This window comes from Sphingomonas sp. (assembly GCF_031426035.1).
Taxonomy (GTDB): Bacteria; Pseudomonadota; Alphaproteobacteria; order Sphingomonadales; family Sphingomonadaceae; genus Sphingomicrobium.
Genome location: NZ_JANPKO010000095.1, coordinates 1 through 21,903, shown reverse-complemented (window position 1 = coordinate 21,903; position 21,903 = coordinate 1). Strand labels below are relative to the sequence as shown.

Annotated in this window: 29 protein-coding genes and 2 tRNA genes; 19 read left to right on the top strand and 12 right to left on the bottom strand. The window is 67.8% G+C overall.

The features are described from left to right. The first annotated feature begins 8 nt into the window (after positions 1 to 8). Entirely contained in the window at positions 9 to 296 is a 288-nt protein-coding gene (locus RMP08_RS06605; RefSeq protein ID WP_310468198.1) for a DUF3297 family protein, read from the top strand. Here RMP08_RS06605 and RMP08_RS06600 read toward each other — a convergent pair. Further along, complete coding sequence (locus tag RMP08_RS06600; protein ID WP_310468197.1) at positions 257 to 487, bottom strand: hypothetical protein; 231 nt, start codon at positions 485 to 487, stop codon at positions 257 to 259. The genes RMP08_RS06605 and RMP08_RS06600 overlap by 40 nt on opposite strands. Positions 488 to 727: 240 nt before the next feature. Here RMP08_RS06600 and RMP08_RS06595 point away from each other — a divergent pair, with 240 nt between their 5' ends. The 5 genes from RMP08_RS06595 to RMP08_RS06575 all read left to right on the top strand — a co-directional run bounded on the left by RMP08_RS06595 (position 728) and on the right by RMP08_RS06575 (position 2,791). Then, positions 728 to 865 (top strand): hypothetical protein, encoded by a 138-nt coding sequence (locus tag RMP08_RS06595; protein WP_310468196.1) that lies wholly within the window; start codon positions 728 to 730, stop codon positions 863 to 865. A 97-nt stretch (positions 866 to 962) separates the two neighbouring features. After that, positions 963 to 1,637, top strand: coding sequence for a phage shock protein PspA (pspA, locus tag RMP08_RS06590; RefSeq protein ID WP_310468204.1), 675 nt, complete (start codon positions 963 to 965; stop codon positions 1,635 to 1,637). Positions 1,638 to 1,652: 15 nt separating this feature from the next. Beyond that, a complete protein-coding gene (locus tag RMP08_RS06585; protein ID WP_310468195.1) occupies positions 1,653 to 2,051 on the top strand; it encodes a PspC domain-containing protein in 399 nt (132 codons plus the stop codon). Continuing rightward, on the top strand, positions 2,051 to 2,281 hold the full coding sequence (locus tag RMP08_RS06580; protein ID WP_310468194.1) for a hypothetical protein: 231 nt from the start codon (positions 2,051 to 2,053) through the stop codon (positions 2,279 to 2,281). The genes RMP08_RS06585 and RMP08_RS06580 overlap by 1 nt, the downstream gene beginning before the upstream one ends. Positions 2,282 to 2,554: 273 nt before the next feature. Continuing rightward, positions 2,555 to 2,791 carry a hypothetical protein gene (locus RMP08_RS06575; protein ID WP_310468193.1) on the top strand — a complete coding sequence of 79 codons (237 nt, stop codon included), beginning with the start codon at positions 2,555 to 2,557 and terminating at the stop codon, positions 2,789 to 2,791. A 58-nt stretch (positions 2,792 to 2,849) separates the two neighbouring features. Here RMP08_RS06575 and RMP08_RS06570 read toward each other — a convergent pair whose 3' ends face one another. Beyond that, positions 2,850 to 3,104: a YdeI/OmpD-associated family protein gene (locus RMP08_RS06570; protein ID WP_310468192.1), complete on the bottom strand. Its 255-nt coding sequence runs from the start codon at positions 3,102 to 3,104 to the stop codon at positions 2,850 to 2,852. A gap of 52 nt (positions 3,105 to 3,156) precedes the next feature. Next, positions 3,157 to 3,594, bottom strand: a complete 438-nt coding sequence (locus RMP08_RS06565; protein ID WP_310468191.1) for a MarR family transcriptional regulator — start codon at positions 3,592 to 3,594, stop codon at positions 3,157 to 3,159. Positions 3,595 to 3,712: 118 nt separating this feature from the next. Here RMP08_RS06565 and RMP08_RS06560 point away from each other — a divergent pair, with 118 nt between their 5' ends. Beyond that, positions 3,713 to 4,420, top strand: coding sequence for an alpha/beta hydrolase (locus RMP08_RS06560; protein WP_310468190.1), 708 nt, complete (start codon positions 3,713 to 3,715; stop codon positions 4,418 to 4,420). A 69-nt stretch (positions 4,421 to 4,489) separates the two neighbouring features. On the opposite strand, the gene RMP08_RS06555 is transcribed toward RMP08_RS06560, so the two are convergent. Continuing rightward, on the bottom strand, positions 4,490 to 6,595 hold the full coding sequence (locus tag RMP08_RS06555) for a TonB-dependent receptor domain-containing protein (protein WP_310468189.1): 2,106 nt from the start codon (positions 6,593 to 6,595) through the stop codon (positions 4,490 to 4,492). A gap of 100 nt (positions 6,596 to 6,695) precedes the next feature. On the opposite strand from RMP08_RS06555, the gene RMP08_RS06550 reads away from it, so the two are divergent. Together RMP08_RS06550 and xth are read left to right on the top strand one after the other, a co-directional pair. After that, a complete protein-coding gene (locus RMP08_RS06550; RefSeq protein WP_310468188.1) occupies positions 6,696 to 7,883 on the top strand; it encodes a threonine synthase in 1,188 nt (395 codons plus the stop codon). Between the two features lie 180 nt (positions 7,884 to 8,063). Continuing rightward, complete coding sequence (xth, locus tag RMP08_RS06545; protein ID WP_310468203.1) at positions 8,064 to 8,837, top strand: exodeoxyribonuclease III; 774 nt, start codon at positions 8,064 to 8,066, stop codon at positions 8,835 to 8,837. Between the two features lie 78 nt (positions 8,838 to 8,915). Here xth and RMP08_RS06540 read toward each other — a convergent pair. From RMP08_RS06540 to RMP08_RS06525, 4 genes are all read right to left on the bottom strand, one after another. After that, positions 8,916 to 8,988 (bottom strand) — tRNA-Thr (locus RMP08_RS06540). 17 nt (positions 8,989 to 9,005) lie between these two features. Then, positions 9,006 to 9,857, bottom strand: coding sequence for a hypothetical protein (locus RMP08_RS06535; protein WP_310468187.1), 852 nt, complete (start codon positions 9,855 to 9,857; stop codon positions 9,006 to 9,008). Then, on the bottom strand, positions 9,854 to 11,161 hold the full coding sequence (locus RMP08_RS06530) for a mechanosensitive ion channel (protein ID WP_310468186.1): 1,308 nt from the start codon (positions 11,159 to 11,161) through the stop codon (positions 9,854 to 9,856). The genes RMP08_RS06535 and RMP08_RS06530 overlap by 4 nt, the downstream gene beginning before the upstream one ends. A gap of 15 nt (positions 11,162 to 11,176) precedes the next feature. Next, positions 11,177 to 12,511 carry a replication-associated recombination protein A gene (locus tag RMP08_RS06525; protein ID WP_310468185.1) on the bottom strand — a complete coding sequence of 445 codons (1,335 nt, stop codon included), beginning with the start codon at positions 12,509 to 12,511 and terminating at the stop codon, positions 11,177 to 11,179. A gap of 92 nt (positions 12,512 to 12,603) precedes the next feature. Here RMP08_RS06525 and RMP08_RS06520 point away from each other — a divergent pair, with 92 nt between their 5' ends. Beyond that, positions 12,604 to 13,224, top strand: coding sequence for a PadR family transcriptional regulator (locus RMP08_RS06520; RefSeq protein WP_310468184.1), 621 nt, complete (start codon positions 12,604 to 12,606; stop codon positions 13,222 to 13,224). Here the strand turns inward: RMP08_RS06520 and RMP08_RS06515 are convergent. Beyond that, the gene (locus tag RMP08_RS06515) at positions 13,217 to 14,407 is read right to left on the bottom strand and encodes a glycosyltransferase family 1 protein (RefSeq protein WP_310468183.1); all 1,191 of its coding nucleotides are present in this window, start codon (positions 14,405 to 14,407) and stop codon (positions 13,217 to 13,219) included. The genes RMP08_RS06520 and RMP08_RS06515 overlap by 8 nt on opposite strands. Before the next feature lie 72 nt (positions 14,408 to 14,479). Here RMP08_RS06515 and RMP08_RS06510 point away from each other — a divergent pair, with 72 nt between their 5' ends. From RMP08_RS06510 to RMP08_RS06500, 3 genes are read left to right on the top strand one after another with little or no spacing between them, the layout of a single operon-like run. Then, complete coding sequence (locus tag RMP08_RS06510; protein ID WP_310468182.1) at positions 14,480 to 14,971, top strand: DNA-deoxyinosine glycosylase; 492 nt, start codon at positions 14,480 to 14,482, stop codon at positions 14,969 to 14,971. 18 nt (positions 14,972 to 14,989) lie between these two features. Further along, the gene (locus RMP08_RS06505; RefSeq protein WP_310468181.1) at positions 14,990 to 15,301 is read left to right on the top strand and encodes a hypothetical protein; all 312 of its coding nucleotides are present in this window, start codon (positions 14,990 to 14,992) and stop codon (positions 15,299 to 15,301) included. 3 nt (positions 15,302 to 15,304) lie between these two features. Continuing rightward, positions 15,305 to 15,781 carry a potassium channel family protein gene (locus RMP08_RS06500; RefSeq protein ID WP_310468180.1) on the top strand — a complete coding sequence of 159 codons (477 nt, stop codon included), beginning with the start codon at positions 15,305 to 15,307 and terminating at the stop codon, positions 15,779 to 15,781. Here the strand turns inward: RMP08_RS06500 and RMP08_RS06495 are convergent. Further along, the gene (locus tag RMP08_RS06495; protein ID WP_310468179.1) at positions 15,778 to 16,050 is read right to left on the bottom strand and encodes a metal-sensitive transcriptional regulator; all 273 of its coding nucleotides are present in this window, start codon (positions 16,048 to 16,050) and stop codon (positions 15,778 to 15,780) included. The genes RMP08_RS06500 and RMP08_RS06495 overlap by 4 nt on opposite strands. A gap of 93 nt (positions 16,051 to 16,143) precedes the next feature. Here RMP08_RS06495 and RMP08_RS06490 point away from each other — a divergent pair, with 93 nt between their 5' ends. The 5 genes from RMP08_RS06490 to RMP08_RS06470 all read left to right on the top strand — a co-directional run bounded on the left by RMP08_RS06490 (position 16,144) and on the right by RMP08_RS06470 (position 20,226). Next, entirely contained in the window at positions 16,144 to 16,632 is a 489-nt protein-coding gene (locus RMP08_RS06490) for a DUF4396 domain-containing protein (RefSeq protein ID WP_310468178.1), read from the top strand. A 59-nt stretch (positions 16,633 to 16,691) separates the two neighbouring features. Next, positions 16,692 to 17,015, top strand: coding sequence for a hypothetical protein (locus tag RMP08_RS06485; RefSeq protein WP_310468177.1), 324 nt, complete (start codon positions 16,692 to 16,694; stop codon positions 17,013 to 17,015). 42 nt (positions 17,016 to 17,057) lie between these two features. Continuing rightward, a complete protein-coding gene (locus RMP08_RS06480; protein WP_310468176.1) occupies positions 17,058 to 17,297 on the top strand; it encodes a hypothetical protein in 240 nt (79 codons plus the stop codon). Positions 17,298 to 17,383: 86 nt separating this feature from the next. Continuing rightward, the gene (locus tag RMP08_RS06475; RefSeq protein ID WP_310468175.1) at positions 17,384 to 19,138 is read left to right on the top strand and encodes a copper resistance system multicopper oxidase; all 1,755 of its coding nucleotides are present in this window, start codon (positions 17,384 to 17,386) and stop codon (positions 19,136 to 19,138) included. Beyond that, on the top strand, positions 19,135 to 20,226 hold the full coding sequence (locus tag RMP08_RS06470) for a copper resistance protein B (protein WP_310468174.1): 1,092 nt from the start codon (positions 19,135 to 19,137) through the stop codon (positions 20,224 to 20,226). Before RMP08_RS06475 ends, RMP08_RS06470 begins: the two co-directional genes overlap by 4 nt. On the opposite strand, the gene RMP08_RS06465 is transcribed toward RMP08_RS06470, so the two are convergent. Beyond that, the gene (locus RMP08_RS06465) at positions 20,223 to 20,714 is read right to left on the bottom strand and encodes a DUF411 domain-containing protein (RefSeq protein WP_310468173.1); all 492 of its coding nucleotides are present in this window, start codon (positions 20,712 to 20,714) and stop codon (positions 20,223 to 20,225) included. The genes RMP08_RS06470 and RMP08_RS06465 overlap by 4 nt on opposite strands. 100 nt (positions 20,715 to 20,814) lie before the next feature. Here RMP08_RS06465 and RMP08_RS06460 point away from each other — a divergent pair. After that, positions 20,815 to 20,889, top strand: a tRNA-Glu gene (locus RMP08_RS06460). A gap of 113 nt (positions 20,890 to 21,002) precedes the next feature. On the opposite strand, the gene RMP08_RS06455 is transcribed toward RMP08_RS06460, so the two are convergent. Further along, positions 21,003 to 21,903, bottom strand: a 901-nt coding sequence (locus tag RMP08_RS06455; RefSeq protein ID WP_310468172.1) for a calcium-binding protein, incomplete at its 5' end; no start/stop codon positions are given.

Sequence of the window (21,903 nt, the reverse complement as noted above, 5' to 3'; positions counted from 1 at the left end):
GGGCGCCGATGACCGACAAACCCACCGAATTTCCCGACCGCCTGTCGCTCGACCCGCGCAGTCCCTACTTCGACCAGGACATCCTGAGCCGCGGGGTGCGGATCAATTTCAACGGCGCGGAAAAGACCAACGTCGAGGAGTATTGCATCTCGGAAGGCTGGATCCGCGTCGCCGCCGGGCGCAGCCGCGACCGCCACGGCAATCCCATGACGGTCAAATTGAACGGCGTGGTCGAGCCCTTTTTCGATCCCGAGGCTCAGGCCGGCGGCGACGACGGCGCGGCGTCCGACGGGTAAACCGGCGCGCGGCCGCCCCGGCGGTCGTAGAGCTTCTTGGCGCCATAGCCGAGCGCCAGCGCGAGCCCGAGCGGCCCGAGCCCGCGCCGCGCGATGGCGGCCACGCCTGCCCCGATCAGCGCGCCCTTGGCGCCGCTGTGACGCCCCGCGATGCGGTTGCCGATCAATGCGCCTGCGATCTTGCCCAACATGGTCGTGTCCTTTGAAAAGAAGTGGTTGCCGCTTGAAGCCACGAGGGTGGCGAGAGGTTCCGCCGAACTCACCAAGTGGTTGGTGGAATCCGCCAAGCCTTGGGTGGTGCAAACTCCCACATCGCCCCGAAATCCCCGCCATTCGCGTCAGAAACCGCGCAAATCCGCGATTGGCACGGCCCTTGAATTAGCATTGGCATCGCCCGCCACCTCACGGCGGGCGCCAAAGGGAGAATGAACATGTCCAACCAGTCCAAGCTCACGCGGACCCTGGTTGCCGCCGCCGCCTCGCTCTTGATGAGCACTGTCGCGGTCGGCGCCGCCGTCGGTCCCGCCCAGTCGATCGCCGCCCCCGTTCAGCAGACCCTCAATGCATGACCTCGCCGTCCTCGAAGCGCGCGCGCCGCTCCGCACCCCGCGGATGACCGAGCAGCCCCAGCCGGCCCCGGCGCCGCGCTTCGCTCCCCTGGCGGCGATGCTGTCGGGCCCGATCTTCAGCCGCACGCGCGATATCGTCGCGGCCAATATGACCGAATTGCTCGACCGGGCGGAAGACCCGGCGCGGATGATCCGCATGATCATCCTCGAAATGGAAGAGACCCTGGTCGAAGTCCGCGCCTCGGCCGCCAAATGGATCGCAGACGGCAAGGAAATGCGCCGCGTCGTCAGCCGCCTCGACGACCTCCAGGCCAATTGGACCGACAAGGCCGAGCTGGCACTGTCGAAGGGCCGCGAGGATCTCGCCAAGGCCGCGCTCGCCGAGCGCCAGAACGCCGCCGACATGGCCGACAGCCTGCGCGCCGAGATCGCCGCGATCGAAACCACGCTCAAGGCCTATGAGGCCGACATCGCCAAATTGCAGGCCAAGCTGCGCGAGGCGCGCGCCCGCCAGAACGCCATCGCCGCGCGCCTCGAAAGCGCGGTGTCGCGCGCCAAGGCCCGCGAAATTCTCCACGGCAGCCGCACCCAGGATGCGTTCGCCAAGTTTGAAATCCTCGAGCGCCGCGCCGACTTCGCCGAAGGCCGCGCCGACGCGCTCGGGATGGGCGCCAACAGCCTCGAGGACGAGTTCGCCGAGCTGCGCGCCGCCGAGAAGGTCGACGCCGAGCTCGCCGCCATGAAAGCCGCCCTCGCGGCCCGCGCCAACTAGAGAAGGGGAATACCGATGGCCCGCAAATCCTACCGCTATTCGCTCAACCGCCGCGACGCCAAATTGGTCGGCGTGTGCTCGGCGCTGGGCGAGCGCATCGGCATCGACCCGACCTTCATCCGCGTCGGCTTCGTCGCCGCCGTGTTCCTGATCAGCTGGGAAGTCGCGCTGATCACCTACGCCGCGCTCGGCATCTGGTTCACCATCCAGTGCAAGCGCGAGGTCGATGGCGGCGCTGCGCCGCTGAGCGATTTCGAGCGCATGGACCAGGTCACCAGGGTCCGCCCGTCGGTGCACAAGATGCGCACCGAGCTCGACGTCACCGACCGCCGCCTGATGGCGATCGACGATCATCTGTCCAAACCCAACCAGGAGCTGGCGCGCGAGATCGAGGCGCTGCGGGAGGAGAAGTGATGGAACCGCTGACCATCGGCCTGCTCGGCCTGAGCATTTTCGCCGCGGTGGCGCTGGCCGCCTGGGCCGGGCTCAAGGGCTGGCAAGGCTGGCTCGAATTGAAGCGCTTCGAGCTGAGCCACGACGCCGCCGACAAGGGCCTGCCCCCGGCCACCGGCCGGATCGAGATCGCCGACCTCCGCGAACGCGTCCGCAAATTGGAAGCGATCGCCGCCGGCATCGACATCTAATCCTCCGCGACCGCCGCGCAGCGGTGGTGGAGGGGGGTTGGTGCCACGCGGATGACCCCCTCCGTCACTCCCGCGGACTGCCACCTCCCCGTTGCGGGGAGGACTCGATCCTCCGCCAGGCTCGACGAGTGGTCGCTGCGGCGGGGTGAGGCGATGAGCGCTCGCGCCACCGCGGCGTTCGTTCATGCTGGGTAAGTCATCGCTTCTCCAACCTGCCGGCAACCCTTGGAGACAACGATGCGCTTGACCCTTGTTGCAATGGCCCTTGCCACGATGACCGCCACCGCGGCCCAGGCGGGCAGCCAGTCGTCCAACACCAGTTCCAACAGTTCTTCCAACAACGGCGTCGTGCGCGAGCGTATTGTCGATTCCTATTGCGAGGACGGCTATTGCGAGCGGTACGTCGAGCGTCGCGTGTATCGGGACGACCGTCGCAAGCGGCGGTTTCGGGACTACGATCGCCGCCGCAGCTATTACTACCGCGACGACCGGCGTGGCGACGACGACTGATTTGAAAGTGTCTCGTTCAATCGTCGCAAGCAGACAGTAGGCGTGCCCATCGGCTAACCTACCGATGCGGACACCCAGGCCAGCAACACGGCCGCCGCTTCCCTTCGCGCAGATTGTCGCACCCCCACGCGATGCGCTTGCTCCGGGTCTCGGACTTCTTCGCCGACTGAATCCAGCAGATCCACTCGTTGCGCGCCAGCGGCGTGATATCGTGCCACGTCGCCAGCGCGGCCGGCTCGCGCGTCAGCGCCTGCCGCAGATCGCCCGGCAGGCCATGCACCACGCCGCCGGGAATGTTCGTGCCGTCAGCCATCGGGGAACGGTATCATCCCAGCCGGCCTGCGCAACCAAAGGAAAGGTCAGGGTCAGTCGGCCGCGCCAAGCGCGTCCCGCAGCTGCCGGACTTGGCCGTTCATCCTCGTCAGCTGGTCGGGCGTGAGTCCCGACCGCTCGAGAAGCTTTTCCGTCAGGCAGGCGGTCTTGTCGTTCATCGAACGGCCCTTTGCCGTCAGGCTCACAATCACCTGGCGCTCATCCTTCGGATTGCGCTCGCGTGTCACGAACCCGGCGGACTCCAGGCGCTTCACGAGCGGCGTTATGGTGCTCGATTCGAGTGACAGGCGGTCGGCAATCGCCGACACCGCCAGTTCGCCCTGCTCCCATAATGTGCTAAGCACGAGGTATTGCGGATAGGTCAGGCCGAGCTGGTCGAGCAGCGGCTTGTAGGTGCGGTTGACCGCCATACTCGCTGCGTAGAGCGAAAAGCATAACTGGCTGTCCAGGGGTAGCTTGCGGGGTGCCATGATCGGTTCTCCTGTGATTTATATATCGCGATAAGGAATCGCTTGACAAGGAGTAACCTCGAGTCGTAGTAATGATTATCGCGATAATCATTATCGCCGTCACTGAAGGAGAAGAGATATGCCTACGTCCCCAGATCCCGTCAGCGTTGTCCTTGTCCATGGCGGATTCGTCGATGGCTCGGGCTGGCAGGGTGTGCACGATGCCCTCACCAGCGAGGGGCATGAGGTGATCGTCGTTCAAAACCCAACCGTGTCGCTGGCCGATGACGTGACCGTCACCAAGCGCGCGATTGCCGCAGCCAGGCACCCGGTCGTGCTGGTCGGCCATTCCTACGGCGGCGTGGTGATCACCGAGGCCGGGAATGACCCGAAGGTTGCCAGCCTCGCCTACATCGCGGCGTTTGCCCCCGACGCTGGTGAATCGGTTGAAACGCTGATTGCCAATCCGGCGCCGGGCGCGCCGGTTCCGCCGATCCTCCCGCCGCAGGACGGTTTTCTGAAGCTGGACAGTGCAAAGTTCGCCGAATCTTTCGCCGCCGACGTCGATCCGGCCACCGCCCGGTTCATGGCGGACTCGCAGGTTCCGTGGGGCGTCGAGGCACTCGCCGGCAAAGTGACTACGCCGGCGTGGAAGACCAAGCCCAGCTTCTATTTGGTGGCCGCGGACGACCGCATGATCCCGCCCCCGGCCCAACGCGCGATGGCTGACCGCGCGGGTGCCACGGTGGTCGAGACATCGGGCAGCCACGCGGTCTACGTGTCGAAGCCCGCCGACGTCGTTCGCCTGATCGAACAGGCGGCGGAACGGATCCTGGAAGTCGCGTAAATCACTGCGGGTGGCTGGCGTCGCCGGTCACCCGCACTCCCATGCCCGGACTGGCCCGCTCCCAACCCCCTAAAACCCCAGCCGCGCCGACAAACGCACATCGCGCCCGGCCAGCGGCGCATAGTCCTTGAGTAGGCTCGAATGCCGCCGCGCCACCACGTCGAACAGATTGTTGGCGCTCAGCGACACGCTCAACTCAGGCCGCTTGGCCAGCGGGTGCCAGTCGATCGACGCGCCGACCAGCGTATAGCCGGGGGTGTCGGTCTCGAGCGTCGCGGTACGCTTTTGCGCGAACGCATGCTCGACCTCGAACCGCCCGTCGAACTGGCCGACCTCGCCGGTCAGCGCACCCAATAGCCGCAGCGGCGGGATCTGCGGCGCCGGGCCGAAGCCCTTGATCGTCGCGCGCACCGCGTCGGCGATCACTTCGCCGCTCCACGCGATGCCCAGCGCGCGGCCCAGTTTGGCGTCTGCCTCGACCTCGAACCCGGTGTAGCGCGCGCTGCCCTGGCGGTAGGAATAGACCGGCAGATCGTCCTCGATTTCCCCGGTCGGCGCCTGGAAGATGAAGTTGGAAAAGCGGCTGTGATAGGCGGTCGCGGTGACCCGCAGTGGCCCCGACGTGTGGCGCGCGCTGGCCTCGATCGACAGGCTGCGCTCGGGGTCGAGATCGGGGTCGCCGATCTCGAACGCCTGGGTTCCGGCGTGCGGGCCGTTGGCGAACAATTCGTCGAGCGACGGCGCGCGCGCGCTGCTCGACAGCGTCAGCCCGCCGCGCCAGCTTGGCGAAAATTGATAGGTCGCGCCGCCCGACGCCGAAAAGGTCGTAAAACGGCGGCTGCGCTGCGGGGTGTCGAGCTGGTCGTCGGCGTCGGCGTTGAGCCGGCTCAATTCGACCCGCACCCCGCCTTCGATGCGCAGCGGCCCCTTGACCAGGCTCTGCATGGTGAACAGGCCGAGCTGCGTCTGGCGGCTGTCGGGAAGGAATTTCTCCTCGCCCTCGATGCGCACCGAGCGCTTCAAATATTGCACCCCGCTGGTGCCGCCCCAGCCGCCGCGCTCGGCCTGGACCAGCTCGGCGCGGCCCTCGCCGCCGCGGCTGAAGAAGCTCGAGCCGATCTCGCCGGTGTCTTCCAGTTCGTCGTGGCGGTATTTGGCGATGCCGCCGCGCAGGCGAATTTGGCTGAACATCCCCGACAGCGGGATTTCGGCGCGCGCATCGCCGCGGGTCTGCTTGACGTCGATGGTCGGCGCCTCGGCCTCGACCGCGGGGTCGAGCGAAAAGCGGATCGGCACGCCGTAGGTCGCGGTGTGGCGGGTGATCGAGGCGCCGATATTAAGCCCGCCGTCGATGTACGCCAGCCCGCCGGCGACCTCGCTGGAATCGGCTTCCGTGTTGGGCAGCCGGCCCTTGAGCCGGGCCAGCTCGCGCACCTCGGCGAACGGGCTCGCCGCCGCTTCCTCGCGCAAATCGTGCGAGAGCAGATAACCGCCGGTACGCAAATCCTCGCTGTCCGACCAATTGCCGTCGGCGTGCGCGACGAAGTTGCCGCCGAGCGCGAGGTCGAGCCCGAGGTTGGCCGAGCGCTCGTGCGCCGCGGTGCCGTAGGTCAGCAGCACGTCGCCCCCGGCAACGCCGTCCGGCACCCGCCGCGGAATCCGCGCGTCGATGACGTTGACCACGCCGCCGATCGCCGACGACCCGAACAGCAGCGCCGAGGGGCCGCGCAGCACTTCGATGCGCTCGGCGGTGAGCGGGTTGATCGCCACCGCATGGTCGGCGCTCGACGACGACACGTCGAGGCTGCCGATGCCGTCGGTGAGGATGCGCACGCGGTCGCCCGACAGTCCGCGCAGGATCGGGCGCGAGGCGGTCGGGCCGAAGCTCGACGCGGTCACCCCGGGCTGCCGCGCGAGCGTCTCGCCGATGCTGGCGCGGATTTCGCGGCTGAGATCGGCGGCGTCGAGCACCGACACCCCGCCGAGCACGTCGCGCGCGTTGCGCCGGGTGCCGGTGACGATGATGTCGTTGTCATGGTCGTGGTGCGCATCGGCGGCGGTGGCGGGCGCCGGCGCGGCGGGCGTGGGGGCGGGCGCGGGCGTGTTTTGCGCCAGGGTAGGGGCAACCGGCACGGCCGAGGCGAGCAAAGCGATCGAAAGACGCAGGCTGATCATGGATTTCCGTAATTGATCGAACGATGCCGGCCAGTTAGCGGCAATGATATACTATCACAAGCTCGCTTCGACGAGCCGAGGCCTGTATCGGACTGGCCGCATGACCGTGACCCATCTCGAATGCTCGCTGACCGGCGAGAAATACGACGCCGGCAAGATCCACAATCTGTCGCGCGTCGGGCGGCCGTTGCTGGTGCGCTATGACATGGCGGCGGCGCGGGCCACGCTGACCCGCGCCAGCCTCGCCGCACGGCCGCCGGGGATGTGGAAATGGCGCGAGCTGCTGCCGCTGCCCGAGGGGGTTGAGCCGGTCAGCCTCGGTGAGGGCGAAACCCCGATCCTGCGCCTGTCCGGCACCGCGCCCAATTTGTGGGTCAAGGACGAGGGGCGGCTGCCGACCGGATCGTTCAAGGCGCGCGGGCTGGCCATGGCCGTTTCGATGGCGCGGCATTTCGGGGTCACCCGTATCGCATTGCCAACAAACGGAAATGCCGGCGCCGCGCTCGCCGCATATGGTGCGCGCGCTGGCATTGAGTCGCTAGTCATCTGTCCGGCTGAAACTCCCGAACTCAATGTCCGTGAGACCGCCGCCTACGGTGCCACTGTGTATGTCGCGGATGGTCAAATCGACGAATGCGGCGCACTGGTCGGCCAAGGCGCCGCGGCCGGCCTGTGGTTCGATTGCTCGACGCTCAAGGAGCCGTACCGCCTCGAGGGCAAGAAGGTTATGGGCTTCGAACTGGTCGAGCAGCTCGGCTGGAAGGTCCCCGATGCGATCTTCTACCCGACCGGCGGCGGCACCGGGCTGATCGGCATGTGGAAGGCGTTCGACGAACTCGAAGCGGTCGGGCTGATCGGCCCCGAGCGTCCGCGGATGTATGCCATCCAGGCCGCGGGCTGCGCGCCGATCGTCCGTGCGTTCGACGCCGGCGAGGAATTCGCCGAGCGGTGGGAGGGCGCGGCGACGATCGCTACGGGCATCCGCGTGCCCAAGGCAGTCGGCGACTTTCTCATCCTTCGCGCGGTCCGCGACAGCGGCGGCGCCGCGCTGGCGGTGGAGGAAGACGCGATCGTCGAGGCGGTCGACGACGTCGCGCGCAATGACGGCCTGCTGCTGTGCCCCGAAGGCGGCGCGGTGGTCGCGGGGTGGCGGCTGGCGCGGGATCGCGGGCTGGTCGGCGCGAACGAAAGCGTGCTCTTGTTCAATTGCGCCAACGGCAACAAATACCCGCTTCCCGACGCCGCGCGGCGCCTGGCGCTGGCGACCGCCGATCCGACTGCGCTGTGATGTCGGGTGCTCCAGATGCGGTAAACCCCGCCAACCGAAGCTGGCGGGGTTCCCATGCTTCGCATCCGAAGATTTGAAGCACGCCAACAGAACGTTCGCGGGTCTCGACGGTTCCTCATCGGACAACCGAAAATGCCGCCGCCGCGGATGAAAACTGTGGATAATCCTGTGGGAAAAACCCTGCGCATAGCCAGCTACAACATCAACGGCATCACCAGCCGACTCGCCGTGCTGTTGCGCTGGCTCGGTGAATTTACGCCCGATGTGGTGGCTTTGCAGGAACTCAAAACCACCGACGACCGCTTCCCCGAGGCGGAGCTCGCGGCGGCCGGATACACCAGCCTGTGGCACGGCCAGAAGAGCTGGAACGGGGTCGCCATCCTGAGCCGCGTCGGCGCCCCGGTCGAGACCCGCCGCGGCCTTCCCGGCGACCCTGACGACAGCCACAGCCGCTACCTTGAAGCGGCGGTCAGCGGGATCCTCGTCGGTTGCCTGTATCTGCCCAACGGCAACCCGTGGCCGGGCCCCAAGTTCGACTATAAATTGGCGTGGCTGGATCGCCTCCACGCCCACGCGCAGGGCCTGCTCGACAGCGGCGTTCCGGCGCTGCTGATCGGCGACTATAACGTCATTCCGACCGACCTCGACGTCTATAAGCCCGAGCGGTGGATTAAAGATGCGTTGTTCGCGCCCGAAGCGAAGGCAAAGTTCGCCAAACTGGTTGCTTGCGGCTGGACCGACGCCATTCGCACCCTCCATCCGGAGGAACGGATTTACACCTTCTGGCCCTATTGGCGCGACGCCTTCGCGCGCAATTCGGGCATCCGCATCGACCACGCGCTGCTCAGCCCGGCGCTCGCGCCGCGGTTGCAAGCGGCGGGCGTCGACCGCACCCCGCGCGGCTGGGACAAGACCAGCGACCACGCCCCGATGTGGGTCGAGGTTAAAATCTAATTTGTATCCCTGCGAAGGCAGGGATCCAGACTATTTGTTGGCGGTCTGGGCTCCTGCCTTCGCAGGAGCACGAGGCGGTGCCGGATGCAGGATTCGAACCCGCGACCTTCGGTTTACAAAACCGCTGCTCTACCAACTGAGCTAATCCGGCCCATTCGCGCCTGTGCTTTATAGCACGCCGAACGTCCAGCCTTCGCTGCGGGCGATCTCCGGGGTCAGCCCGGCCGGCGCGAATGCCGCCCGATCGGCCGCGAGCGCGCGCATCCCGGCGGCGGTGACCAGCGCGTCGGTCTGGTGGTCGTCGGGCTCGAAGCGCAGCCGCGCCGGCGGGCTGCCGAGGCCCTTGAGCGCCGCGTTCAATTGTGCGCGGCTGCGCAGCTTGGTCCCGCTCATCCCGGCGCGGCGGAGGTAGATACGGGTGTATATTTCGACCACCGCGCTGCCACTGTCGGGTAGTGGATCGAACGGCCAGATCGCCACCTTTCCGTCGAGCCGATGGAGCAGCCGCATCCCCGAAAAACTCGCCTTGGCAACCTGCGCCGCGCCGATCGCGTCATAGGCGCTGGCGGTCTTGCGCCCGCCCAGCTCGTTCAACCGCGCGTCGCACTGGCGGAAGCGTACGAAGTTGGCCTTCACCCCGTCGGCGATCCCGAAATAGAAGTGGCGGCGGTGGGCCTGCTCGAGGAACGAGGCGGCGCCGAGGTCGGGATCGTCGCTCAAGCCATCGACATAGGCCCAGAACTCGCGCGCGGTGGCGGGCACGCCGGACTCGCCCGGCAGATATTCACCGCGCTCGATCAGCGGCGGGGCGAAGCTGAAATCGAACCCGAACAAGGTCGGCTCGACTGCGGCGCGCTTGAGCAGCCAGTCGAGCACTTCCTCGCGCGACCACACATGACCCGCGCGTACCAGCCGCGGCGCACCGTTGCCGCGCGCTTCCGCGATCGCGATCCCCTTGTGACGCGTCCCCTTCGCCCCCGACCAGTCGATCGCGACGAAGGCCTCGAAGCGGGGCCTCACACCAGCGGCGGCTGGCGGTCTTCCGACCCGTCGCGCGGCGCACTCTTGATTCGGCGCGGCGGGGCGGGGGCGATTGGTCCCTGGCCCGCCTGCCATTCCTCAAGCATGCGCGCGGCGGCGTCGCGCCCGCCGAGCCCGAAAGCCAAGGCCGTCGCCACCGCGGCGGCGCCGAGGATCAGCCCGAACGCGATCATCACGATCTCGTTGGCGAGCCCCATGAAGGTCAGGCCGATCGCGGTGAACAAGGCGATGATGGCATATTTGATCACCGTCTGGGCGTAGCCCGCCTCGCCGGTCGAGCTCCCCACCAGCGACGCGAGGATGCGCGCGAGGAACAGCCCGACGACGATGATCACGGTGCCGAAGATGACCTTGCCGCCAAGTTCGGTGATCTGGAACAGCAAAGCCGCGACGCTGTCGCCGCCCAATTGCCGCGCCGCTTCGATCGCCGCACCGAGCAGGATCGCGGTCATCGCGATCGCCCCGACCACCTTCGACGGGTTGGAGCTGGCGGGCATGATGCCGAGCGTGCGCACGCTGTTGTCGAACCCGAGGCTCGGCAACACGGTCTCGATCATCGCCTTGACCCAGCGCCCGATGAGGAAGGCGATGGCCAGCCACACCAAGGCAGCGACCACCCGCGGGATGGCCAAGGCGATGGTGTTAAGCATCGCCGTCGCGGGGTCGGAGATCGCCGAGATCTGCAGGATCTGCAGCGCGGCGATGGCGGCGAAGATGATGATCACCGCGGACACGGTGACGCCGACCGCGCGGGCGATCGAGCTGCGCGCCGGAGTCGCGCCTTCGACGGCAACCCCGGTCTGGTCGACCGCCAGCGGCGGCTCCCCGATGCTGATCCCGGCGCGGCCGAGCAGGCGTTCGAGGTTAAGCGCGCCGAGCGCCGCCTCGATGATGTGGCGGACGATCCGCGCGAGGATCAGCCCGGCGAAGAAGAACAGCCCGGCGCCGAGCAGCCGCGGGAGGAAGGCGAACACCTCGTTGGTGAGGTTGGTGACCGGGGTCAGCACGCCCGACAGCCCGAGCGGCTGGAGCGCCGCGATCAATCCGACCAGCCAGATCAGCCAGTAGGCCAGCCGCCCCAGTTCGGTCCCGACCGACTCGCCGCCGGCCTGCGGGTGGCGCTTGAGCACCGGCATGCGGTCGACCATCTTGGCCACGCCCCACTGCACCGCCTTGGCGATGAAATGGGTGGCGACGAGAATGAGGATCGCGAACAAAACGCGCGGCCCCCACAGGAACAATTGGTCGCGCCAGTAAGCGGCAGGAGCGTCGGTCCGATACATGGCTGGTCTCCGCGTTTAGCCTTCGCCTTGCTCTTTAGCGCGCTCGCGGCGCTTGCCATCCCAAAATTGCAGGCGCTCGGCGATTTTCGCCTCGAACCCGCGGCCGGAGGGTTCGTAGAAGGTCTGCGGCGACAGCTCCTCGGGCCAGTAATTGGCGCCCGAAAATCCCTCCTCCGCGTCGTGATCGTACTGATAGCCCTTGCCGTAGCCGACCTGCTTCATCAGCTTGGTCGGGGCGTTGACGATGTTCATGGGCGGCATCAGCGAGCCGGTTTCCTTGGCGCTGCGCCAGGCCGCCTTCTGCGCGACATAAGCGGCGTTCGATTTGGGCGCGGTGGCGCAATAGAGGCAGGCCTGGACGATCGCCAGTTCGCCCTCGGGCGAGCCGAGGAAATCATAACTGTCCTTGGCGGCGAGGCATTGCACCAGCGCCTGCGGGTCGGCCAGCCCGATGTCCTCCGAAGCGAAGCGCACCAGCCGCCGCAGCACGTACAGCGGCTCCTCGCCCGCGGTGAGCATCCGCGCGAGGTAATACAGCGCGGCCTGCGGGTCGGAGCCGCGCAGGCTTTTGTGGAGCGCCGAGATGAGGTTGTAATGCCCCTCGCGGTCCTTGTCGTAGACCGCCACGCGGCGGTGGAGCAGCGCGGCCAGCCCGGCCGGGTCGAGCGGCTCGTCGATCGCGATGTCGAACAGGGTCTCGACCTGGTTGAGCAGGAAGCGCCCGTCGCCATCGGCGCTGGCGACCAGCGCGGCACGCGCGTCGGCGGTGACCGGCAGCGGCTGCCCGGCCTCGTCCTCGGCGCGCGCGATCAGCGCGTCTAGCGCAGCCTCGTCGAGTCGACGCAGGATCAGCACCTGGGCGCGCGACAGCAGCGCCGCGTTCAACTCGAAGCTGGGGTTCTCGGTGGTCGCCCCGACCAGCGTCACCGTGCCGTCCTCGACGTAGGGCAGAAAGCCGTCCTGCTGGGCGCGGTTGAAGCGGTGGATCTCGTCCACGAACAGCAAGGTGCGCTGGCCGGCGCGGGCCGCCTCGCGCGCATCTGCGAACAGTTTCTTCAAGTCGGCGACGCCCGAGAAAACCGCCGAGATGGCGACGAAGCGCAGGCCGACCGCGTCGGCGAGCAGGCGCGCGATGCTGGTCTTGCCGGTACCGGGCGGCCCCCACAGGATCATCGACGACAATTTGCCCGCCGCGACCATCCGCCCGATCGCGCCATCGGGCCCGGTCAGATGCTCCTGCCCGACCACATCGTCGAGACGCGCCGGGCGCAGCCGGTCGGCGAGCGGGACATGCTCGGCCGGTGCCTCGCTGGCGAGGGCAGGGGTGTCTTCGGCAAACAGGTCGGCCATGGCCCGGTTCTAAATCGTCAACCGCGCGAATGCACCGCCCTTGCGTAAGACCGTTCCAAGATATATCTTAGATACATCGAAGGAGACAGTCCATGCGCCACCGTCACGGTTGCGGCCCACGCGGCCGGTTCGAATTCAACATCCCCGAAGGCCTGTTCGCGATGGGCGGGCGCAGCGGCAGCTGGGGGCCATTCCATTTCGACTTCGACGAAGGCCCGGGCGGGTGGGGCGGACGGCCGCGCGGGCGGCGCCGCTCGCAGCTTGGCGCCGACGACCTGCGCCTGCTGATCCTGTTCCTGATCGCCGAGAAGCCGCGCCACGGCTACGACGTGATCAAGGCGGTCGAAACGCTCACCGATGGCCACTATGCGCCGAGCCCCGGCGTGATCTATCCGACGCTGACCATGCTCCAGGACCTCGGCCATATCGAAGAGGTTCCAGAAGAGGGCTCGCGCAAGACTTCCCAGGCGACCGCCGAGGGCCGCGCCTGGCTGGAAGAGCAAGGCGAGCAGATGACCGATGTCCTCGAGCGTCTCGACGGCATGGGCGGGGGCAAGAAGCGCGGCGACAGCCCGCACCTCGGCCGCGCCATCGGCAATCTGATGTCCGCACTGCGCAACCGCGTCGCCAACGAAGGGTGGGACGACAGCCTGGTGCACGAGATCACCGCCATACTCGACGAGGCGGCGCAGCGCATCGAACGCGTCAAATAGCGGTTGGCGCCGCGGTTCGCCCGGTCAGGCGCTCGCGCCGCTCGCGGCGAGCGATGGCGCGGACGTAGGCGTCGAGCACCGCCGAATTGATGCGGTCCCAGTCCATCGTCTCGGCATAGGCGAGCCCGGCCGCGCCATGCCGCGCGCGCATCGCTGGATCGGTGGCATAGGCTTCAAGCGCATCGGCGAATGCGTCGCTGTCGCCGGGCTCGACCAACAGCCCGGTCTCGCCGCCGCGCACGATGCTGGTCGTCCCGGTGGCCTCGGCGGCGACCACCGGCAGCCCGCACGCCATCGCCTCCAGCGTGACATTGCCGAACGCCTCGGTGATCGACGGGTTGAACAGCACGTCGGAGCTGGCCAGCGCGCGGGCGAGGTCGTCGCCGGTCTGCTCGCCGAGGAATACCGCGCCGGGCAGGCGCTGCTCGAACCACGGCCGCGCCGGTCCCTCCCCGATCACCAGCACATGGTGGTGCACCCCGCGCTCGGCCAGCGCGTCGATCGCGTCGGCGAACACGTCGAGCGCCTTTTCCATCACCACCCGGCCGAGGAAAGCGACGACCAGCTCGTCGTCGGCGATGTCGTTGGCGCGGCGCCATGCCATGTCGCGCCGCTCGGGGTTGAACTGGGCGCGGTCGACGCCGCGGGTCCAGATCGAAATGTAGCGGTTCATGCGCTGCGCGCGCAGCACCGCGGCCATCGATTCGGCGGGCGCGACGAGTGCGTCGCAGCGGCGGTAGAGCCGGCGCAGGATCAGGCGTACCGCGGGCTCGAGCAGTTCCAGATGGTAATAAGCGAGATAGGTCTCGAACCGCGTGTGGACCGAGGCGATCGCGGGGATGCCGTGCCCGCGCGCCCAGCTCACCGCGCGGTGCGACACCAGATCGGGGCTGGCGATATGGAGGATGTTGGGGGCGAACTCGGCGAGGTCGCGGCGGATGCGCGGGGTCAGCGCCAGCGGCCAGCGATATTCGGGGCGGAAGGGGATCGCGACCGATGGCACGCTGATCAGCTCCCCGGTCGCCGCGAACGCCGGTTCGGGGATCGTCGGCGAGTAGATCCGCACCTGTGCGCCCTGCCGCAACAGATATTCGACCAGGCGGTTGAGCGCCTGGTTGGCGCCGTCGCGCACATAATTGTAATTGCCCGTGACAAGGGCAATGCGGAGGTCGCTGGGCTGCACCCGGCAGGCTCTTAAGCCCGCGCGGGCGGAAGTCTATCGGCGTGTCGTGTGGGGCTGCAATCGGGGAGAGCGATGACGGTTCGAGCCAAGGCGTGTCTGCCGCCGGTCGTCGACGACGACACGCGGCTGCTGATCCTCGGCAGCCTGCCCGGTGATGCCTCGCTCGCCGCCGAGCGCTATTACGCCCACCCGCAAAATCAGTTCTGGCGACTGCTCGGCGGAGTGCTCGGCGAGCCGCTCGCGGAGCTGGACTATGCCGCGCGGCTGGAGCGGCTGGCGGCGCGCGGCGTCGGGCTGTGGGACGTCGTCGCCTCGGCGGTTCGCCCGGGCAGCCTCGACGGTGCGCTGCGCTTGGTCGCGGCCAACCCGCTGCGCGATCTCGTAGCAAGCCTGCCGGAGCTGAGCGCAATCGCCTTCAACGGCGGCACCGCGGCGCGCATCGGCCGCCGCGAGCTGGGGGCGGTGGCAGCGGCGCTGATCGACCTGCCGTCGTCGAGTCCGGCCAACACGCGGCCATTCGCCGCCAAAGCTGAGGCGTGGGCGAGGCTTGCCGATTTCGCCTGAGGCGGTCAGATTGAGACGATGATCGACAGCGATGACGAAGACGACGAGGCCGAGACCGAACAAAGCCTGTCGATGGTCGACGAGGCGCTGGTCGCCGGCACCATCGCCAACACCAACGGCCTGCTCGTGATCGTCGCCAAATTGGTCGCGCGCGGGGTGTTCGACCGCGACGACCTCAAGGCTTTTTCCGACAGTTACTCCAAACCGCTCGACCATGGCGGGATGCGCGAGAACGAATTGGTCAGCCAGATGCAGGACCAGATGGAATCGACCCTCGCCGAGCTGATGCGCTTCCTTGCCGAGCGCGAGCGCGGCCAAGAAGGCGGCTGACCCGTGTCCGAATTGACCATCCAGCTCGCGCTGGCCAGCGTGATGGTCCTGGTCACGGTCATTGTCCACCTTGTCGGCCTCGCCGTGTTGGTGCGCGTGCTGCGCTCGCACCATCATCTCGCCAAGCGGCTGCAGATCTCACCGCTGACCCTGCTGCTGGCGGCATCGATCGGCCTGTTCGCGCTGCACACCATCGAGATCTGGCTTTACGCCTTGCTCTATCTCCTGCTCGGCGCGATCGGCGACTTCGAAACTTCGCTCTATTTCTCGACCGTGACCTACGCCTCGGTCGGCTACGGCGACGTGCTGCTCGGCAAGCCGTGGCGTATTCTGGGTGCAATCGAGGGTGCGACCGGGATCATTATGCTCGGCTGGTCGACCGCTTTCCTGGTGTCATTGCTGGCCCAGCTTAAACTGCTCAGCCACGATTGGCTGACCCCAACGCGGGACGGCAAGCCTCGGGGCGAAACGCGGCTTTAGCGCCCGCGGGCAAGCAGCTCGATCAGCTCAGCCGCCTTGGCCCGCTGCTCGGCCTGATCCCCGCTGACCATCGCGCCGACCACGCAATGCTCGAGATGCTCCTTGAGCAACTCGCTTTCGACCCGCGCCAGCGCCGACCGCGCGGCTTGCACCTGGGTCAATATGTCGATGCAATAGCGGTCCTCGTCAATCATCTTGGCGATGCCGCGCACCTGGCCCTCGATCCGGCTCAGGCGATTGCGCAGCTGTGGCTTTTCGGTGCGGTCCATGACTCTCGCTGTAGCGGCAAAAACGGCCGCTTGCAACATACCCCTTATGGGTATAACAGATACCTCCATAGGGTATAGAAAGGCGAGTCGAACATGGTTGAAAAGTCCTGTCACCCGGCCGCGCCGGCGGCCCATTCGCACCACGCCGGGCATGGCTCGGGCGGGTCGCTCGCAACCTCGTTCCAAGCCACGCTGCACTGCCTCACCGGCTGCGTCATCGGCGAGGTCGCCGGGCTGGCGATCGGCGTCACCCTCGGCCTGCCGGCGTGGCAGACGATCGTGCTGGCAACCACGCTGGCCTACGCCTCGGGGATGATGCTCGGACTGTTGCCCGTGATGCGCAACCGCGGCGTCGGGCTGCTCGACGCGCTGCGCATCATCTGGATCGGCGAAGTGATCTCGATCGGCGTGATGGAGCTGGTGATGAACCTGGTCGATTATCAGATGGGCGGGATGAGCGCGCCGTCGATCCTGTCGTGGATGTTCTGGCGCGGCCTGCTGTTCGCGGTTCCCGCCGGCTTCCTCGCCGCCTGGCCGGTCAATTACTGGCTGCTCAAGCGCGAGCTCAAGGCGTGCCATTGAGGGTGGGCGGGCTAAAGCCGGTCATTGCAGGGCAAGGTAGCGCGGTCTATCCCGCCCCGATGCAGGCACTGGTGATCAAGCTGCTGACCCTGATCGCGCTCGCGATGATGCCGTTCGGGATGGCTGCGCCCGCCGCAGCACAGCCGGCCGGTCACCACGCCGCCGCGGCCGCGGACGTGCATTGCCCCGACCCGGCCGGCGATCGCGACAGCCAGGCTCCCAAGTCGAACGAGTGCGCCATGACCTGCGCCGCGATCGTCGCCCCCGAATTTGTCGCAAGTCCCGCGCCGGCGTTGAACCCGCCGCCGGCGGTCCGCCCGCTCGCCCAGCGCGGCAGCGGGCTCCACCCGGAAGCTGCGACGCCGCCTCCCAAGCGCATCTGAGACCGAATTTCGACCGAATCTATTGTCTCAGGAGAATATGTGATGACGTTTTTGATCCTCGCGGCGCTCGCCGCCGCTGCCCCCCAGGCCGCTCCCGCGGCCCCCGCCGACCCGCATGCCGAGCACCGCCAGCACGGCGCGGCGCACGACGCCAAGGACTGCTGCTGCAAGGACATGAAAGGTGGCAAGATGGAGTGCTGCGCCAAGCACGGCGCGGGTCATGACGCCGCCAAGGGCGATGGCAAGGCCGGCGAGCATGCCGACCACGGCCTGAGCCACTAGGCCCGACCGGAGGCGCCGCCCAGCGCGGCGCCTCCACCGTCTCCCAGGAACATGGATCGTGCCCGCGCGTCGGGCGCGTGGAGCCTATGACCGACAACATTTCCCTCAATCGCCGCGGCTTTCTCGCCGGCGGCGCCGGGTTGGCCGCTGCCGGCGGGCTGTACCCGGCGTGGGCCGCGCCGGTCAGCCACGGCCTCGCCGTCAAGGGCAGCGGAACGCTGATCGGGACCGACATCGCGCTGACCGTCGCCCGCACCGAATTCGCAGTCGACGGCCGCAGCGGCCACGCGGTCGCGCTCAACGGCACCATTCCCGCGCCGCTGGTCCGCCTCAAGGAGGGCGAGCGGGTGCGCATCGCGGTCCGCAACGAGCTCGACGAGGACACTTCGATCCACTGGCACGGCCTGCTCGTGCCGTTCGAGATGGACGGCGTGCCCGGCGTCAGCTTCCCCGGCATCAAGCCGCGCACCACCTTCACCTACGATTTCCCGGTCAAGCAGTCGGGGACCTATTGGTACCACAGCCACTCCGGGCTGCAGGAGCAGGTCGGCCATTTTGGGCCGATGATCATCGACCCCGCCGGGCCCGACCCGATCGCCTACGACCGCGAGCATGTCGTGCTCTTGTCCGACTGGAGCTTCCTCCACCCGCATGTGATCTTCGCGCGGATGAAGCAGGAGGCCGGCTTCTTCAACCGCAACCGGCTGACCGTCGCTGGCCGCATGGCGGGCAAGGAGGGGGCGCTCAGCCCCGCCGACCGCGCGATGTTCGCCAAGATGCGGATGGACCCGACCGACATTTCGGACATCACCGCCGCTGCCTACCGCTTCCTCATCAACGGCCACAGCAGCGGCGAGAACTGGACCGGGCTATTCCAGCCCGGCGAGCGAGTGCGGCTGCGCATCATCAACGCCGCCGCGCAGACCATTTTCAACATCCGCATCCCGGGCCTGCGCATGACCGTGGTCGCCGCCGATGGCATCGCGGTACGCCCGGTCGAGGTCGACGAGCTCCAGATCGGCAATGCCGAGACGTACGACGTGATCGTCACCCCGGCCGACGGCGCCTACACTTTCGTCGCCGAGAGCATCGACCGCTCGGGGCTGGTCGCGGCGACGCTGGCGCCGCGCGCCGGCATGCGCGCCGCCGTCCCGCCGCTGCGCGAGCGCCCGATCCTGACCATGGCCGACATGGGCATGACGCACGGCGGCGGCGCGGCAGGCGTGGACCATTCGGCGCACGGCGGCGCTGCCTCGCCTCCCGCCGCCCCCGCAGATCATTCGAACATGGACATGCGCGACAAGTCGAAAGTGAAATTTCCGGTTGGGGTCGGGGTCGACATGATCGCGCCGACGCCGGTCGACCGCGTCGGCGACCCCGGCATCGGGCTCGACAAGCTGAGCCACAAGGTGCTTACCTACCGCGACCTCGCGGCGCTGACGCCGCGCGCTGACCGCCGCGCGCCGACCCGAAAAGTCGAGATCCACCTCACCGGCAACATGGAGCGTTTCATGTGGTCATTGGACGGCGAGAAGCTGTCCGAAAACCCCGAGCCCTACCGTTTCGCGCGCAACGAGCGGGTGCGGCTGCGGCTGATCAACGACACGATGATGACCCACCCGATGCACATCCACGGCCACTTCTTCGAGGTCGTCAACGGCCACGGCGACCACCAGCCGCTCAAGCACAGCGTGCGCGTGCTGCCGGGCGGCTTCGTCGACCTCGACATGACCGCCGACGCGCCGGGCGACTGGGCGTTCCACTGCCACTTGCTCTACCACATGCACGCCGGGATGATGCGCGTGGTCAAGGTGCGGCCGATGGACGGGGACACGGCATGAAGCGGCTCCTCTTGTTGCTCGCGGCGAGCGCCATGACCGCCGCGCCGGCGCTCGCTCAACATCAGGGCCATCATATGCCCGCGCCTGTGAAGAAGGCGCCGGTCAAGAAGGCGCCGGCCAAAAAACCGGTGGCGAAAAAGGCTCCGGCCAAAAAGTCGGTTGCGAAGAAGCCCGCCGTGAAAAAGGCGGTGCAGAAAAAAGCCGCAACCAAGACCCCGGTCGCCGATCCCCACGCCGGGCACGCCATGCCCGCACCGCAGCCGGCGCCCGACCCGCACGCCGGTCATGCGCCCGCACCTGTGGCCGATCCGCACGCTGGGCACCAAGTAACAGCTCCGGTCGCGGATCCGCCGCTCGCGCCGCCGCCACCCGAAGCGCGCTCCGGCCCGGCGCATGCCGCCGACGCGGTATGGGGGCAGGGCGCAATGGCCCCATCGCGTAACATGCTGCGCGCCGAGCATGGCACGATGCGCGTCGGCAAACTGCTGGTCGACCAGGCAGAAGTCCGCGTGCGCGACGGCCGCGACGGCTATTTCGTCAATGCCGAGGCCTGGTACGGCGGTGATATCGACAAATTGTGGCTCAAGGCGGAAGCCGAGGGCGCGTTCGGCGAACGGCCGGGCCAGGCCGAGCTTCAAGCGCTGTGGAGCCACGCCATCGACCCGTGGTTCGATGCCCAGGCCGGCCTGCGCTACGATTTCCGCCCGCGCGGCCGCGCCCATGCGGTGCTCGGGGTCAAGGGACTCGCGCCTTACTGGATCGAGGTCGATGCCGCCGCTTTCGTTTCGGACCGCGGTCATGTCGGAGTGCGCATCGAGGCCGAGCACGACGCCCGGATCACCCAGCAATGGGTGCTCCAGCCGCGCGCCGAGTTCGACTTTGCGTTGCAGGATTCGCGGCGCGACGAAGTTGGCGCGGGGCTCAGCTCAGTCGAGCTGGGGGCGCGGCTGCGCTACGAGATCACGCCGCAATTCGCACCTTATCTCGGGGTCGCGATCGAGCATGTGAACCGCGACACGCGGCGTTTTCGCGGGGAAGATCAGGCGACCGGGGTCAGCCTGGTGGCGGGCATCCGCACCTGGTTCTAGGCGAAGCGGCGGACCTTGCCGGCGGCGTCGAACGCCATCACCGTGATCGGGTCCGCGGGGCGGCCGGGGACTTCCATGCCGGGCGCTCCGACCGGCATCCCGGGCACCGCGATGCCCTTGATCTTCGGCTTGGTGCGCAGCAGCTTCGCCACCGCGCCGAGTGGGACATGGCCTTCGACGACATAGCCGCCGACGATCGTCGTGTGGCACGAGGCGAGCGCATCGGGCACGCCGTACTTCGCTTTGACCGCCATGATGTCGCGGGTGTCGGCGATCTCGACCTCGAAGCCCGCGGCGCGCGCGGCGTCGCCCCATTTGCCGCAGCAACCGCACATGGGGTGCTTGTGCATCACCATCTTGCGGGTGGCGGGCGCGGCGGCGGGCTTGCTGTTGCCGGCGGCGGAGAAGCCAAGCAAGGCTATGCCGCCCAGCGCCAGGCTCGTGGTCAGCAGCGAGCGGCGGGAAGTGCGGGCGGTTTCGATCATCATGGGCCCGCTCTAAAGGCGCAAATCTGTATCCCCGGTTAAGCACGCCGGCCGCCTGATTGACTAGGCGGGCGCTGTCTACCATACGGCGCGCGCCGGCCACGGCCCCTTCGTCTAGCGGTCAGGACGTCGCCCTCTCACGGCGAAAACACGGGTTCGATTCCCGTAGGGGTCACCAGCGCTTGGTGTGCCAGGCCTGCCTGCCGTGCCTCGAGCGAACGGCGCCGGCGCCGTTGGCGCCTGCGTCATAGCGGATGCGGCCTGCGCTCTCGCCCAAACGACCGGCGCAGCCTAAGCCCAGTAGTAATCCGAATCGTGGTTAGGCCTGATGCCGAGCGAACCGCGTGCGAAGTCCGGCACGTCATGCGCCACAAGGCTCGCGCTTGCAGGATGTTCGGCACTGGGACCTTCCGCCGCCGGAACTTCGCCAACGAAGTCGGCATTGGTGAGGGCTGTTCCGGCGGCAACCCGCGCGAACAGCACCTGCGCGCCAGCGCCATTGCCGTCCGCGTCGTAGAAGATGCGGCCGGTCGCGCTGTCGTAGATGATGCGGTCGGCGGCGTCGTTGGCCCCAGCGCCGAGCTGGAACGCGGCTGCGCTCAACGTGCCGGCGCCGATCGCCGTGAACACCGCGGTCGACAGTAGGATGGTGTCGGCGGCGACGTTGAAATCGGCCAGCGTGTCGACGTTGGTAGCGGCGTTGAGCGGCGCGTCGAAGCGAAAGTTGTCGTTCCCGCCGCCGCCGAACAACGTGTCGTTGCCGCCGCGCCCGTTGATGGTGTCGTTGCCGTTGTTACCGCTCACCACGTTGGCGAAGCTGCTGCCCGTCAGAGTGTCGTCGAAGTTGGAGCCGGCGAGGTTCTCGATTGCGGTCAGCGTGTCGTTCCCGGCGCCGAGCGTGTTCTGCGCTCCCGCCACGCCGAGGTTGACCGCGACGCCCGAGTTGGCGGTGGCATAAGATGCGAGGTCGGTGCCGTTGCCGCCGTTGAGCGCGTCATCGCCGAGCCCGCCATCGAGCAGGTCGTTGTCCTCGCCGCCAAGCAAGCTGTCATTGCCCGACCCGCCGTCCAGCCGGTCGTTGCCGAGATAGCCGTTGAGACTATTGGCGCCGGTATTGCCGGTCAGCGTGTCGGCGAACGCCGAGCCGATCAGATTCTCGACTGCCGTAAGCGTGTCGAACCCGGCGCCGAGC

Bases quoted from the DNA above. Each gene is read 5' to 3' on its own strand.
- RMP08_RS06605 (WP_310468198.1), top strand. From the start codon at position 9: ATGACCGACAAACCCACCGAATTTCCCGACCGCCTGTCGCTCGACCCG.
- RMP08_RS06600 (WP_310468197.1), bottom strand. From the start codon at position 487: ATGTTGGGCAAGATCGCAGGCGCATTGATCGGCAACCGCATCGCGGGG.
- RMP08_RS06595 (WP_310468196.1), top strand. From the start codon at position 728: ATGTCCAACCAGTCCAAGCTCACGCGGACCCTGGTTGCCGCCGCCGCC.
- pspA (WP_310468204.1), top strand. From the start codon at position 963: ATGCTGTCGGGCCCGATCTTCAGCCGCACGCGCGATATCGTCGCGGCC.
- RMP08_RS06585 (WP_310468195.1), top strand. From the start codon at position 1,653: ATGGCCCGCAAATCCTACCGCTATTCGCTCAACCGCCGCGACGCCAAA.
- RMP08_RS06580 (WP_310468194.1), top strand. From the start codon at position 2,051: ATGGAACCGCTGACCATCGGCCTGCTCGGCCTGAGCATTTTCGCCGCG.
- RMP08_RS06575 (WP_310468193.1), top strand. From the start codon at position 2,555: ATGACCGCCACCGCGGCCCAGGCGGGCAGCCAGTCGTCCAACACCAGT.
- RMP08_RS06570 (WP_310468192.1), bottom strand. From the start codon at position 3,104: ATGGCTGACGGCACGAACATTCCCGGCGGCGTGGTGCATGGCCTGCCG.
- RMP08_RS06565 (WP_310468191.1), bottom strand. From the start codon at position 3,594: ATGGCACCCCGCAAGCTACCCCTGGACAGCCAGTTATGCTTTTCGCTC.
- RMP08_RS06560 (WP_310468190.1), top strand. From the start codon at position 3,713: ATGCCTACGTCCCCAGATCCCGTCAGCGTTGTCCTTGTCCATGGCGGA.
- RMP08_RS06555 (WP_310468189.1), bottom strand. From the start codon at position 6,595: ATGATCAGCCTGCGTCTTTCGATCGCTTTGCTCGCCTCGGCCGTGCCG.
- RMP08_RS06550 (WP_310468188.1), top strand. From the start codon at position 6,696: ATGACCGTGACCCATCTCGAATGCTCGCTGACCGGCGAGAAATACGAC.
- RMP08_RS06530 (WP_310468186.1), bottom strand. From the start codon at position 11,161: ATGTATCGGACCGACGCTCCTGCCGCTTACTGGCGCGACCAATTGTTC.
- RMP08_RS06525 (WP_310468185.1), bottom strand. From the start codon at position 12,511: ATGGCCGACCTGTTTGCCGAAGACACCCCTGCCCTCGCCAGCGAGGCA.
- RMP08_RS06520 (WP_310468184.1), top strand. From the start codon at position 12,604: ATGCGCCACCGTCACGGTTGCGGCCCACGCGGCCGGTTCGAATTCAAC.
- RMP08_RS06510 (WP_310468182.1), top strand. From the start codon at position 14,480: ATGACGGTTCGAGCCAAGGCGTGTCTGCCGCCGGTCGTCGACGACGAC.
- RMP08_RS06505 (WP_310468181.1), top strand. From the start codon at position 14,990: ATGATCGACAGCGATGACGAAGACGACGAGGCCGAGACCGAACAAAGC.
- RMP08_RS06495 (WP_310468179.1), bottom strand. From the start codon at position 16,050: ATGGACCGCACCGAAAAGCCACAGCTGCGCAATCGCCTGAGCCGGATC.
- RMP08_RS06490 (WP_310468178.1), top strand. From the start codon at position 16,144: ATGGTTGAAAAGTCCTGTCACCCGGCCGCGCCGGCGGCCCATTCGCAC.
- RMP08_RS06485 (WP_310468177.1), top strand. From the start codon at position 16,692: ATGCAGGCACTGGTGATCAAGCTGCTGACCCTGATCGCGCTCGCGATG.
- RMP08_RS06480 (WP_310468176.1), top strand. From the start codon at position 17,058: ATGACGTTTTTGATCCTCGCGGCGCTCGCCGCCGCTGCCCCCCAGGCC.
- RMP08_RS06475 (WP_310468175.1), top strand. From the start codon at position 17,384: ATGACCGACAACATTTCCCTCAATCGCCGCGGCTTTCTCGCCGGCGGC.
- RMP08_RS06470 (WP_310468174.1), top strand. From the start codon at position 19,135: ATGAAGCGGCTCCTCTTGTTGCTCGCGGCGAGCGCCATGACCGCCGCG.
- RMP08_RS06465 (WP_310468173.1), bottom strand. From the start codon at position 20,714: ATGATGATCGAAACCGCCCGCACTTCCCGCCGCTCGCTGCTGACCACG.